The 12,287-nt window shown below is 54.0% G+C and carries 12 protein-coding genes; 5 read left to right on the forward strand and 7 right to left on the reverse strand.

Annotated elements, in window-relative coordinates:
• Nucleotide 1 precedes the first annotated feature (1 nt).
• Genes G0Q06_RS02340 through G0Q06_RS02360 form a run of 5 tightly spaced genes read left to right on the forward strand, consistent with a single transcriptional unit; the run spans nt 2 to nt 5,638 of the window.
• Nucleotides 2-1,348, forward strand: a complete 1,347-nt coding sequence (locus G0Q06_RS02340) for a TIGR01777 family oxidoreductase (protein WP_163962075.1) — start codon at nt 2-4, stop codon at nt 1,346-1,348.
• 16 nt (nt 1,349-1,364) lie between these two features.
• Nucleotides 1,365-2,264, forward strand: coding sequence for a DMT family transporter (locus G0Q06_RS02345; RefSeq protein ID WP_163962077.1), 900 nt, complete (start codon nt 1,365-1,367; stop codon nt 2,262-2,264).
• A 27-nt stretch (nt 2,265-2,291) separates the two neighbouring features.
• Nucleotides 2,292-4,115: a signal peptide peptidase SppA gene (gene sppA, locus G0Q06_RS02350; protein WP_163962079.1), complete on the forward strand. Its 1,824-nt coding sequence runs from the start codon at nt 2,292-2,294 to the stop codon at nt 4,113-4,115.
• 21 nt (nt 4,116-4,136) lie between these two features.
• Nucleotides 4,137-4,694: an iron-sulfur cluster assembly protein gene (locus G0Q06_RS02355; RefSeq protein ID WP_163962081.1), complete on the forward strand. Its 558-nt coding sequence runs from the start codon at nt 4,137-4,139 to the stop codon at nt 4,692-4,694.
• Between the two features lie 8 nt (nt 4,695-4,702).
• Nucleotides 4,703-5,638, forward strand: coding sequence for a tyrosine-type recombinase/integrase (locus tag G0Q06_RS02360; protein ID WP_163962083.1), 936 nt, complete (start codon nt 4,703-4,705; stop codon nt 5,636-5,638).
• On the opposite strand, the gene G0Q06_RS02365 is transcribed toward G0Q06_RS02360, so the two are convergent.
• The 7 genes from G0Q06_RS02365 to G0Q06_RS02395 all read right to left on the reverse strand — a co-directional run bounded on the left by G0Q06_RS02365 (nt 5,635) and on the right by G0Q06_RS02395 (nt 12,243).
• Nucleotides 5,635-6,648 carry an ABC transporter substrate-binding protein gene (locus G0Q06_RS02365; RefSeq protein WP_163962085.1) on the reverse strand — a complete coding sequence of 338 codons (1,014 nt, stop codon included), beginning with the start codon at nt 6,646-6,648 and terminating at the stop codon, nt 5,635-5,637. The genes G0Q06_RS02360 and G0Q06_RS02365 overlap by 4 nt on opposite strands.
• A 75-nt stretch (nt 6,649-6,723) precedes the next feature.
• Nucleotides 6,724-8,229 (reverse strand): tetratricopeptide repeat protein, encoded by a 1,506-nt coding sequence (locus G0Q06_RS02370; protein WP_163962087.1) that lies wholly within the window; start codon nt 8,227-8,229, stop codon nt 6,724-6,726.
• A gap of 26 nt (nt 8,230-8,255) precedes the next feature.
• Nucleotides 8,256-8,912, reverse strand: coding sequence for an energy transducer TonB (locus tag G0Q06_RS02375; protein WP_163962089.1), 657 nt, complete (start codon nt 8,910-8,912; stop codon nt 8,256-8,258).
• 12 nt (nt 8,913-8,924) lie between these two features.
• The gene (locus G0Q06_RS02380; RefSeq protein WP_163962091.1) at nt 8,925-9,338 is read right to left on the reverse strand and encodes an ExbD/TolR family protein; all 414 of its coding nucleotides are present in this window, start codon (nt 9,336-9,338) and stop codon (nt 8,925-8,927) included.
• Nucleotides 9,335-9,997: a MotA/TolQ/ExbB proton channel family protein gene (locus tag G0Q06_RS02385; RefSeq protein ID WP_163962093.1), complete on the reverse strand. Its 663-nt coding sequence runs from the start codon at nt 9,995-9,997 to the stop codon at nt 9,335-9,337. The genes G0Q06_RS02380 and G0Q06_RS02385 overlap by 4 nt, the downstream gene beginning before the upstream one ends.
• Before the next feature lie 46 nt (nt 9,998-10,043).
• Nucleotides 10,044-11,444: a MotA/TolQ/ExbB proton channel family protein gene (locus tag G0Q06_RS02390; protein ID WP_163962095.1), complete on the reverse strand. Its 1,401-nt coding sequence runs from the start codon at nt 11,442-11,444 to the stop codon at nt 10,044-10,046.
• 22 nt (nt 11,445-11,466) lie between these two features.
• Nucleotides 11,467-12,243, reverse strand: coding sequence for a DUF3450 family protein (locus tag G0Q06_RS02395; RefSeq protein ID WP_163962097.1), 777 nt, complete (start codon nt 12,241-12,243; stop codon nt 11,467-11,469).
• Nucleotides 12,244-12,287: the final 44 nt, after the last annotated feature.

The following is a 12,287-nucleotide window of genomic DNA, read 5'->3' on the forward strand; positions in this document are numbered from 1 at the left end:
CGTGTCCGTATCCTGCCAGCGCCTCTGGGACTGGCATATGTCCCCGGGAGCTTTTGAACGGCTGGCACCAGCGTGGCAAAACCTTATCCCGGTGGGCATTCCTGATTCACCACGGGACGGGGCCAAGGCGGAGTTTTTCCTGAAGGCAGGTCTTATTAAGCTAAAATGGGTTGCGCGGCTTGGCCCTGTGGATCCGCCGTATCGATTTGTCGATACACAGGAAACGGGTCCCTTCGCTTATTGGCAACATGAGCACCGTATTGAAGAGTCCGGCCCCGGGGCTTCCACGCTCGTTGACGATGTGACGTATTCTCTTCCGTTCGGTCTTGGTTCAATACCGGTTTTCCGCAATCTAGCCCGGGGCGAGCTCGTGAAACTTTTCAAATTCCGCCATCGACGCATGTGTGAGGATCTCGAACGCTTTCCGGACGAGCTGCCAGGATGCGGGAAAGTCGTCCTTGTGACGGGTAGCAGCGGATTGATTGGCAGGCGATTGGTTCCCTTTCTTCGCACGCTTGGCTACACAGTCCGTGGGTTGAGCCGGACCCCGGAAGGGGAGGGAAATTTTCGTTGGGATCCCTCGGCGGGATTTGTGGATCCAAAGGCGCTCGAAGGGTGCCATGCAGTCATTCATCTTGCGGGAGAAAACATTGCTGGAGGACGCTGGACCAAGGAGAGACGCGAAAGAATCCTCCAGAGTCGGATTGATGGCACACGGACCCTTGTTGAAGGGATGGCTGCCTGTTCCGATCCCCCTTCCGTGCTGGTTTCCGCATCGGGTATCAATTACTACAAGACTGGTTCTTCGGCCCGCTCCGAGGATTCTTCCCGGGGCGACGGTTTTCTTTCGGAAGTCTGCGAAGCGTGGGAGTCCGAAGCTCTTAAGGCCCAGACTACTGGTATTCGCGTCGTTTGCATGCGGACTGGCATTGTCCTTGATCCGCTTGGCGGTGCGTTGGGAAAGATGCTACCCGCATTTCAAATTGGATTGGGCGGCCCCGTAGGAGACGGGACACAGGGATTTTCATGGATTGCCATGGATGATCTGCTCGATTTGTACGCAGCGGCATTACGGGATCCTCAATTGGAGGGCCGGGTCAACGCGGTTCATCCGCAGCAAGTGAGCCAGCGACAATTCAGGAAGGTCCTGGGATCTGTTCTTCATCGCCCAACCGTTTTCCCTCTCCCTGCAATCGTGGTCAAGGCGCTCTTTGGCCAGATGGGGGAGGAGACCCTGCTCGCTGACTTGACCGTACAGCCGACAAAGCTGATGGACCTTGGGCACAATTTCCGATTTAAAGGCCTTGAGGATGCCTTATCCTTCATGCTCGGGAAGACAACCAGCTGAAAACCGGGCAACATAAATGCCATTTCATTATCTTAATCCTCTCATCTGCGCCTTTATCTTTGCCTTGGCCAGCCTATCCTTGAAGCGTGGGCTAGTCGAGGGAGCGGGTATCACGCGAAGCGCTTTCGTCACAAACGCCTGTTTCTTCTTCGCCTTGTTGCCGCTTTGGTGGTTCTTCCCATCCCCCATTGAGCGTTCCCTGCTCTGGGCGCCAGCCGCGGCAGGGGTTGTGGCATTTCTTGGCGGGCTCTTTCAAATGACTGCCCTGAAGGTGGGGGATGTCTCGGTCGCGACTCCTCTTCTCGGGGGTAAAGTTCTTTTTGTGGCCCTCTTTTCCACCTTGATCCTGGGAAATGTCCTCCCGTTCACGTGGTGGATCGGAGCAATCCTTGCCGGGACCGGCGTCTTTTTTCTGGGCCAGAATCCAGGCATGGGAAAAACGACAAACCGTCTTGGACTGACCATTTTCCTCTCCGTACTCAGCGTCGCCAGCTTTGCGATGATGGATATCCTGATTGCCGGATGGGGGCAGCGTTTTGGTTTTCAACGCTTTGTCGTGCTCCAGCAGGTGATTACATTCGGACTCAGCATGGGCCTGATTCCATTCTTCAAGGACTCCCTATTCAAGATGTCGAGCCGTTGCTGGCCCTGGTTAATTGCCGGCAGTCTGCTCATCGTGGTGCAGTTTTATATCCTGAACTGGACCATTTCGACATATAAGGATCCGACTGCCATTAATATTTTCTACAGTTCCCGGGGAATCTGGTCTGTTTTCCTGGTCCTTGTGGTCGGGCCCTATTTTGGAAACCAGGAGCGCGGGCATGGCTGGCCGGTCCTGTGGCGCAGAAGTCTTGGAGCTATTCTCCTTTTTGCTGCCATTTGTCTCGTCGTATTTGAAAATGTGGGTTCTCTCTGATTACTTTAGTCCTGAAATTATTTCATTATGGCAGATTTCATCATACGCGTCTTGAAGTGGCTGGCCGCCTTGGTCACCGCTTACTTTATCCTGTTCCTTGGTCTTTTCCTGATCATTGCTATCCTCGGGGTGGCCTTCCAGCCAGCCCCGAAAGTTGTCGAGGCAGATTCTGTCCTTGTCCTCGATCTCGGATTCAACCTGACCGACAAGCCAAGGGACGAGGATCCGGGAGAGATTCTCCGGGCAGCGATTGAGGGAGATCTCCTGCACAGCATTTCCCTGCGCAAGGCGTTGGACGGATTGAAGACCGCCCAGAATGATCCGGATATCTCCGGCCTCCTGCTCAAAGGCAATGTCATCAGTGATGGATATGGAGGCAGTTTTGCTGCTTTGCGGGAGCTGCGTCAGGCCATCCAGGCCTTTGCCTCCAAAAAGCCTGTCTGGGCTTACCTGAATACGGATTCCTTGCGCGACATCTACATCAAGTCGGTGGCCACTGAGATTTTCAGCAACCCTTACGGAGGGCTTGATTTCAGAGGTTTGCGTGCGGAGCGGCTTTATCTCGGCGACGCCTTTGAGCGATTGGGGATCGGGCTTCAGGTCGTTGCCTTCGAGGAATACAAGTCGGCAGCTGAATCTTTTCAGCGGGGAGAAATGTCGGATATTGAGCGTGAACAGCTGGGCGAATTGATTGATGATATCTGGACTGTTATCGCGGGAGATATTGCTGAATCCCGGGGACTTGAATTGAAAGCTATCAATAATCTGGTCTCGAGTGAATTGCTTCTCTTTGGGCCGGAAATTCCCGCCTCCGGGTTGGCCGATGAGCAGATGAGCTCAGACGAATTTATTGATTACCTTTCCGGAAAAAGCGCCTACGACAAGAAGCGGGAGTCATTCCGCCAATTTGCTTTTACGGATTACATCAGAAATACGCAATCGGCATTGCCGGATCTTGACCTGATCATGGGCTCGGGAAACAAGGTCGCTGTGATTTATGCCGAGGGAATCCTCGTCGACGGGGAAGGTGTCCAGGGAATGCTCGGCGTGGAGCCGCTCATCCGCTATCTCAGGGAGGTCCGGAAAGACGAGTCGGTCAGGGCGGTTGTCCTGCGGGTTAATAGCCCGGGAGGAAGCGCTACGGCCTCCTTTAAACTCGTCCGGGAGATTGAGCTGACAAATGACAAGAAGCCGGTTGTGGCCTCAATGGGTGGAATCGCGACGAGCGCCGGTTATATGATCTCGGCGCCCTGCGAGCATATTTATGCCTCTCCCTCAACCATAACTGGCTCAATCGGCGTTGTGACCATGCTGCCGAATATCGAGGGGCTTGCAGAAAAGCTATCCGTCAATTTTGAAGGAGTTGAGACTCATCCCTTCGCCGGGACCTACTCCCTTGGTCGTGCCAAGACTGAGGAGGAAATGCGGCAAGTTCGTGCTCTTTCGAAAGGCTTCTACACGGATTTCCTCAATGTCGTCGCCAACGGACGGGAGATGAGTGTTGAGGACGTCCGCTCCCGTGCCAAGGGGCGTGTCTGGTCCGGAGCCCAAGCTATTGATCTCGGGCTTATCGATGATTTGGGTGGCCTGACAACGGCTGTCCAGCGTGCCGCTGACCTTGCCGGTATCGGGGATGATTTCACCGTGATTGAGCGTCCCCGTGCGCTGACGCTTGAAGAAAAAATCACCGAGTTATTGATGGAATCGGGGATGGCCAAGGCGGTTGCCCCTAAACCGGGCACGCTGCAATCACTCTGGCGCGATGTCGAGACCGAGGTCCAGAACCTGAGCAATCTGAATGATCCCTACGGACAGTATGCCATTCTTCCTTACTCCTTGAAAATTCACTAACCCATCGCTACATCTTTAACCATGGCATTACACGGAACTGAAATTGTCCTTGAGAGGGATTGTCCGGCAACCCGGATCCCTTCGGGGGAGCCGATCAACCTCTTGGCTGGTGAATCGTACACTATTAGCCAGGCCCTTGGTGGAAGTGTCACCCTCAGGGATTCTGGTGGCCTTTACCGGATCGGCCTTGAAGATGTCGAGGCCCTTGGGGCGGAACTCGTTTCCGATATTCTCAAGGAGGCAACGCCGAGTGACACCGACGGCCCCTTTTCCGAAGAGCTCGTCTGGGATGCCCTTCGCCAGTGTTTTGATCCGGAAATTCCGGTCAACATTGTCGACCTGGGTCTCATTTACGATCTACAGCTGAATGAACTCGAATCGGGGAGCTACCACATTGATGTGAAGATGACCCTTACCGCCACCGGGTGTGGGATGGGGCCGACAATTGCCGCCGATGCACAGTCAAAAATCCAAGCTCTCGGGGCAGTTGAATCAGCTACAGTTGATATTGTCTGGGACCCCCAGTGGACGCCCCATATGATTTCAGATGAGGGTCGGAAGATTCTCGGGCTGGATTAGGAACGCGTGTGGAAGCCGGGGAGTTGCCAAAGGCCGAGAGGGCACTGATTGATCGCTTTCTGAGATTTCTCGAGTCAGAGCGCCGGTACTCCCTTTATACGATCCGCAACTACCGGCAGGCTCTTGAGGGCCTTCTGCATTACATTTGTTCGAGTGGAAACGCGACCAAGGATGTTTTTCAGCTGGTTGGCCCCCTGACCCTGCGGTCCTACATTATTGAAGCCCAGCGGTCCGGTGCGTCCAAGCGGACCCTGCACCTACGCGTGTCGGCTTTCCGGTCATTTTTTCGGTATCTTCGCAAACACGGGGAAATCGAGCATAACCCGGTTGCCGGGATCAGCGTTCCCAAGTACAGGCGACCGCTCCCCAAGTTTCTTACTGAGACGGAAATGGCCCGGTTCCTTGATAGCCCAATGGCCTTGCTCAAGGCCGGCGAGACAGATGCCTTTTCGGCCCATCGAGACACCTTGATTTTTGAACTGTTCTACGGTGCAGGCTTGCGCATCAGCGAGGCTGTGCAGGCCAATTGGGGCAATTATGACAGCCGATCCCAATGCCTCAAGGTCCTTGGCAAAGGCAACAAGGAGCGGATTTGCCCGATTGGTGAGCACGCGGCCAAGCTCCTGCAGGAATTCAAGACAACCCATGCGGTCGTGAAAGGCAGGGCTGATCCACTCCTGCACAATCTGGCCGGGCAGCGCCTCTCGGCCTACTGGATTCAGAAGCGAATGAAGGTGTACTTGCGGCATGCCGAGTTACCGGACGACCTCACACCGCATAAGATCCGGCATTCTTTTGCCACTCATCTTCTGAATGCAGGCGCGGATATGCGGGTGGTCCAGGAACTTCTTGGGCATGCCAGCCTTTCGACAACCCAGATCTACACACACGTTGGGCTCAAACGTCTCAAGGAAGCCCACCAGCAGGCGCATCCGCGGGCTTAGCGAAGAAACCGGGTGGTTACCCAGTCTTCAGTCTTCAAGCGCTTCTCCGGGTCGATAACACCCAGTCTGACCAGCTCATCGGCAAGGCTCTTTAAGCGCAGGGGATCGAGTTGCCCGATCGTGAATGGGTCAGATTCCGTCCCCGTGACCAAATTCTGCTCCTTCATTGTGGTATAGCTATAAGCCATGAAGTCTGGTGTCATTTTCGGGTTTTTTCGGGAAATCAGGGCAAAGGCCGGTGAAGGATCGTTGAGAATGTAATCTTCCCAGCCCCGAATGGAGGCACGGACAAATCGTCTCACCAAGTCTGGCTGGGATTTGGCAAGTGCCTGCAGGCAGTAAATGCCATGATAGGGATCAAACCCTGATTCCCTAAGTGGCATGACCTTCACTTCCGCACCAGCGCGCCTGACGTAGTACGGTTCGTTTGTGAGGAGGCACTGCTGGACAAATTCCTCGTCATTGAGGAAGCGCTCCAGCCCGAAATCATGCGGAATAATATCCAGCTTGATATCGTACTTTGCCTCGATCCAATTGACCCACGTCAGCCCGGGGATTGCCATGACCTGCCGGCCGTTGAGGTCATGAAAGGAATTGATTGGATTGCTGGCGTGCATGAGGAGTGCCTGCGGGTCATGCTGCAGAGTCGCCATGACCATGAGAACAGGGACATCCCGTGCGGCGAGGCTGTAGATCGTATCCGCCCGGTTCATTGCAAAGTGCGCATCTCCCTTGAGGACCTTTTGTGTGGACATGGCATTCGGGCCGCCTGGGAGAATCGTCACGTCCAGACCTTCCTCGAGATAGAATCCCTTGGCCAATGCCTGATAGAAGCCTCCGTGCTCAGGTTGGGGAAACCAGTCCGTTTGCAGGATTACCTCCGTCAAGGCTGGCTCATCGTCGGTCTTCACATCCTTTCGCCCGCATCCACTCGAGATGAGGACAGCAACCAGCAGCAGAACCCTTATCGGCAGGCGGATTCGACTGCATCTGTATGCGGGCAGTTTCATTGTGCTTATTCAGGCAAAAAAAGACCGGATGGGGAAGTCCCCATCCGGCCTGATTGAAAAAAGCTTGTCCGCGTATTAACTACGACGGCGATTTTTAAGTGCTGCGCGGATCTGGTCCAGATAGGCCTGAACGTTGTCCTGGTATTGGATAGACTGCGCATCAGCCAGCAGATCGGCGGCCAGTTCGAGCTCATCGCGTTGAACCCGCAATTGGGCTTCACCGATGAAGGCCCGGACCTGAGAGGTCTGGTCGTCAAGGTTTTGCGCACGTTCATAGTAGATAATCGCCTGCTGCTGGTAGCGCGACCGTTGCAGGTCCTGTTGCTCAACCTCGAGACTTTCATCAATATCTGCGTCGCTGTAGTAGCGAGCAAGGCTGAGGAGCGCCCGCGCATTGAAAGGATCCTTCTTGAGGAGGGCCTCAAGATTGCCTGCGGCTTCCTTGCCCTTGCCGAGGGAAATATTGATCTCCGACTTCAGGGACAGGAGTTCGATTTCCTGCTCATCACTAAGGCGATCCTTGTAATTACCGTCGATCTTGGTGATGACCGACATGGCCTGGCTGTAGGCGGCAAAATTGCCAAGGGTTTCGGAGGCGCGGATAAAATTGCTCAAGTTTGCATCTGATGGATCAAGGGCGATCGCCTCGAGGTACACTTCCGTGGCTTCATCAATCATTTCCTTATTGATGTAGACATCACCCAGCAGCATGAGGGACGGCACATTGGCCTTGCCCATGAACCGGACGATTTCCAAGTTCCGCGTTGCTTCATCAATCTGGTCAAGAGCGATATAACAATTGGACTGCGCCATCCAGAAGTTGACTTCGTTGGGGCGCTTCAGGAGCAGTTCTGCAAAGACTTCCTTGGCCTCGCCATAGCGCTCCTGCTGGAGAAGCACATTTCCGAGCAACTGCTTGAACTCAAGAATGGTCGGATTGATCATGAGGCTGTTGCGCAGACTTGTCTCTGAGGAAATTAGCTTCCCCTCCTCCATGAAGATCGCGCCCAGCAAGCCGTATGTGACGGCGTCCTTGTCGCCCAGTTCAACTGCCTTAATGAAGTGCTTCTTCGCTTCAGCGGCGCGGTCATTCCGGAACAGGAGATTAGCGAGATTCTTGTGCGCACGGAGGAAATTTGGAAAGGCCTCGATTGCGCGTCTCAGGTAATCCTCCGAGCGGCGCAGGATCTGAGCCTTCTCGGTGTAATTATTTGTAATTTCAGCATTGCGCATTTCCAGCGTGCCGGCGATCTGCAGCATCATGGGGCTTGTTGCGACGCCCTTTGCCTGCTGTTGCTGAACTAGCGTAGCGATGGCCTGTGTGGCCGAACGGATACCGGAATCGGAGCCACTCTGCAGGAATTCACGGATCTGACCGAGGACTTCCCGTTCATCGGTGTCTTCGGTGACACCGGGTTCGGTGCCGGAATCGACGCCATAATAGCCCATAAAGGCCTTGTTCCAGGCGTCAGTGGCGTAAAAGGCCTTCGCCGGGGATGTGTCGACTGAAATGACTTGCTGCTGAGCAGTTGCCGGAAGGCTCGCTGCTGCAAGGGTGATAAGTGTGATGATTCGTTTCATGGGCAAATGATGGTTGATGCCAGGGTTTAGCGGTTAAATTTAAATGGAATGGGGATACGGACGCGTGTGTTCACAGCTTTTCCGTCCTTTTCTCCAGGTTCAAAACGCCATTTGCGGACGGCCCGTACGGCCGGCTCCTCAAAGGCGGGGTTATCTGAGCGCTCGACGGAGATGTTACTCGTTGAGCCGTCATCACGCACAATAAACATGAGGACGACCGTGCCGGAAATACCAGCTCGCCGAAGCTCTGGCGGGTAGGTCGGGGCGCGCTGGGAGATTGGCCGCGGAGCGCGGGTCAAGTCTTCAAGCTCGTAAATAATGTCGCTCAGCTGGTCACCGATATTGATTGTCGGAACCGTGAAGTCCGAACTGGTGAACCCGGACAAATCGGCACTCATGGAGAGCTCAAGCTGTTCGAGGGTCGGAGGCTCACGGTTTTGTTCAATCTCTTCAATTTCCTCTTCCTCCTGATCGTCATCCGGCGGTTGCTGCTCCTCCATGACGGGCGGCGGCTTGTAGTCGATGACATTGATCTCAGTGCGGTTTCCCGAGGAGAACTCTGTAATGAGCTGACTAATGGGAAGCGCTAGCAAGACCGCAGCCATAAAGAGAAAGCCGACCAGGAAAGAGCGAGGAAACTCCTGCTTGAGATCCGGGGGCTGGTTATTCTTTTTGTCTGACATGCTGGGGAAATCTTATTGGCCTTCAGTGGAAATACTGACCACGGAAGGAGGGTTTGCCAATTTGGCTTCGTCGATGACTCTGATCACTGTTCCGGCTGGAGCGGCGCGGTCTACCTGAAGAATGACGGGCATTGATTCGTTGTCGGCCGTGAGACGCTTTACCACGCCTCGAACCCCAACAATACCGATTGTCGATCCACCATAGACCACTTCGCCATCATCGGTGATTGCGATAAGGATAGAGTTCTTTTCCAGATCGAGGGCGGACATGGCAAACTCGCGTTGGACCTCCACACCCGGTTCCTGGACAAAGACCGTGGTCACGATGAAGAAAATCAGGAGAATGAAGACCATATCAATCATCGGGGAGATGTTGATATCGCTCATTTCCGCTTCATCGGAAAGAATGCTTCCTCGTTTACTCATTTGGCGTCCTCCAGTTTGTGGATGCGCTGCACGACTGTTGTTTCCAGCTCAGCCAGAAATGCCAGGTAAGTGTTTCGGCTGCGAATCACCATGGAGATAAAAATGTAGCCTGGGATGGCAATCATGAGGCCGGTCTGAGTCGTGATCAGAGCGACACGAATGCCCTCCGCCACAAGATCAACCGCTTGTCCCGAGGCCGTGGCAAGACCACGGAAAGTGGTCAGCATCCCGATGACGGTCCCCAGCAGACCCATGAGGGGGGCGATGGTGACGAGGATACTGAGTACGACAATCCGGGAATTGACATCCGGGAGAAGCTTGGACTTGACCGCTTCAACCCTGAGTAGGGCATTGCTCGATCCGATGCCATCACCCACAACGAAGCGGATGACTTCACCAATATGTCCGGATCCCTTGGAGGGATCATCCAACCACTCCGACCAGATTGAGCGGGGGGTCTTTTTGACCTTCGCCTTGCCCAAACGGAGAATGAGGGACATTGCTTCGAAATAAATCAGCAGGGCAAGGCCCGCCAGAGGGACCATCAGCCATCCTCCTTCGACCCATGTTTGCCAGACGAATGAGATAAACTCGCCGATTGACATACCACCGCCTTGTGTGGCGGCAGCGGCCTGTTCCAGTGTTGCGGTATCTTCCATCAGAGTGTTTCCGGGTTAGGTTGGATTATATCCAATTGGAAACTCCTTAGGCCTGCTCCTTGGATTCTCCACGAATCTCGACTACGCCATTGATGAATCCGACAGCGGATTGCTCCATGCTCCCAACAACACCCTTCGCCTTGCGGTTGAGGAGGGCGTGCATGATAAGAGTCGGGATAGCCACGATCAGACCCCATTTGGTGGTGATCAGGGCTTCGGAAATACCGGAGGAGAGATTCCTCGCATCACCCGTGCCGACAATCGTGATCAACTTGAAGGTCTTGATCATACCGGTAACCGTACCGAGCAGACCCAAAAGAGGGGCTGTGGCAGCTACCACGGCGATGAAAGCCAGCAAGCGTTCCAGTTTTGGCTGGGTTTTGATGATCGTTTCGTAGAGGACTTCCTCAATGACCTCGCGGTCTTCGGAAGCATTCTCAACAGCTGTACAAAGCATTTCTCCAACAGGACCACCCACTGACTTTGCGTGGGCAAGGGCTGCATCGGAGTTGTCGGCTCGCAGATGGTCAAGGATGACATCGATATCCTTGGCCTTGGCTGCCTTGACCCGGAAGAGTTCAATGGCTTTGAAAATGGCGATCAGGATAGCGAGGATAAAGAGACCGAGAATCGGGAACATGACAAAACCGCCCAGGGCAAATTCCTGCAGGAGGGTAATATCGTGAGTGATACCTTCCAGGGCCTCACCGTCAGTCGTGTCGATTGGGAGGTTGCCGGAACCACTGCTGATTGTACCGGAAATGCTGTCACCATATCCCTTAAGGGTATAGATGTTGGCCTTGTTCTCAATCATTCCATTGGTGATTCCAACCGTGCCGGCTCCGTCGGTGAAGTAGGATACCGGGCCGAGGAGGGCAAACTGACCATCCTTGAGGGTGCCATCGACGATGGCGTTCCCTTCAAATGTGTTTCCACCGATGATGTCTTCCACGCGATCGAGGGACATGCTGACAATCTCGAGTTGATTCTTGAAAATTGTCGTGTCGTCGACCTCTTCTTCCGTTTCCAGAAATGCCAGTGTCTGGCGGATGACATCCGAGTACTGTGGGATTTCGGATGGATCAATAGTCAGCTCGAGGCGCCGTATGTACTCATTGAGCAAAGTCGATTGAATATAATTGTTATTATCAATGACACTTTGCCGTTCGTTTCCGAGCTGGCTCACTTCAACGTCAAAACCTGCCTTGATACGGGCCACATTGGATGCCTCACTGCGCAGGCGAAGAGCCTCTGACTCCACGTCATCCAGTTTAGCTCCCAGTTTCGGGCGCGTGGTGTTGATTTCCTCCTGGATCAGGTCGAGTTCAGCAAGAGCCTTTTCCAAGCGCTGCTCAGCCTCGTTGGCGGCGGCGGTGAAGGACTGGGTGTTTTGTGCATTGAGGCCCAAGGAACCCAATACCAAAAGAAGTGTTACAATCTTTTTCATTTTTAAAGTCTCCTTCGAGGAATTAGTTACCAATGGTCAGTTTTTGGATTTCGACCGGGAGGTCGACCAGCTCGGCGGGCTTGATGTCCCCGTTGTAAAACTGGACTGACTTGCGGATTTGTGGAGCCAAGTCATTGCGCTCGGTCCATTTCCAATCGCCCTCGGCAGGAACACCAATTCCTCCGATTTTGCCTTCCTTGTCGGCGTAGTAGGCCTGTGCCAAACCGATGTAGATGACATCGACAAGCTTGGTTTCGCCGTCGAGCGACTTCTCGTCGGTATCAAAATTGAATTCCGAGTTGAACTTATCGACCTCATTGAGGATGCCGATGACGATTGCCATCCCGTCTGAGGCCTGACGGCTTTTGCCGAGGCGCTGCACGAGCGGCTGGACCTTGCTCTTCAAGGGCCGGGGAAAATATTGATAGAGTTCACGCATCTTGTCTTCCAGACCAGGAAGGGACTTGCCGACAATGTCATTGGCTTCCCGCAAAGTGGCGATTTCATCCTTGATTTCAGCGATCGCGCGCTCTGCCTGGGTGGTCTGGCTTTCCGCAGCGTCAATCGTTTCGGTCAGTTGGCGGATTTCGCGCTCGTAGAGGTCAATGCGTCGCTGAGTGAGCTCCTGGTAGGACTTCCACTCGTTTTTGACGCGAGCTATTTCCTGACGTGTCTTCACATACTGGGAAATAACCTCCCGTGTTTTCTCGATTTCCTTCTGCACAGCCGATTCGTCCTGTGCCTGCAGGGGGGAGCCCAATACCAGGGCAGCCAGTCCATAGAGGATTTTTTTGTTCATGAGATTCTCTGGGTAGATATTAATTTAAAATGAGGACGAAGTCA

It is taken from the genome of Oceanipulchritudo coccoides (assembly GCF_010500615.1).
In the GTDB taxonomy this organism is placed as follows: Bacteria; Verrucomicrobiota; Verrucomicrobiia; order Opitutales; family Oceanipulchritudinaceae; genus Oceanipulchritudo; species Oceanipulchritudo coccoides.

Excerpts from the sequence above, each read along its gene's own strand:
- G0Q06_RS02345 (WP_163962077.1), top strand. The coding sequence starts at position 1,365 with ATGCCATTTCATTATCTTAATCCTCTCATCTGCGCCTTTATCTTTGCC.
- sppA (WP_163962079.1), top strand. The coding sequence starts at position 2,292 with ATGGCAGATTTCATCATACGCGTCTTGAAGTGGCTGGCCGCCTTGGTC.
- G0Q06_RS02355 (WP_163962081.1), top strand. The coding sequence starts at position 4,137 with ATGGCATTACACGGAACTGAAATTGTCCTTGAGAGGGATTGTCCGGCA.
- G0Q06_RS02365 (WP_163962085.1), bottom strand. The coding sequence starts at position 6,648 with ATGAAACTGCCCGCATACAGATGCAGTCGAATCCGCCTGCCGATAAGG.
- G0Q06_RS02370 (WP_163962087.1), bottom strand. The coding sequence starts at position 8,229 with ATGAAACGAATCATCACACTTATCACCCTTGCAGCAGCGAGCCTTCCG.
- G0Q06_RS02375 (WP_163962089.1), bottom strand. The coding sequence starts at position 8,912 with ATGTCAGACAAAAAGAATAACCAGCCCCCGGATCTCAAGCAGGAGTTT.
- G0Q06_RS02380 (WP_163962091.1), bottom strand. The coding sequence starts at position 9,338 with ATGAGTAAACGAGGAAGCATTCTTTCCGATGAAGCGGAAATGAGCGAT.
- G0Q06_RS02385 (WP_163962093.1), bottom strand. The coding sequence starts at position 9,997 with ATGGAAGATACCGCAACACTGGAACAGGCCGCTGCCGCCACACAAGGC.
- G0Q06_RS02390 (WP_163962095.1), bottom strand. The coding sequence starts at position 11,444 with ATGAAAAAGATTGTAACACTTCTTTTGGTATTGGGTTCCTTGGGCCTC.
- G0Q06_RS02395 (WP_163962097.1), bottom strand. The coding sequence starts at position 12,243 with ATGAACAAAAAAATCCTCTATGGACTGGCTGCCCTGGTATTGGGCTCC.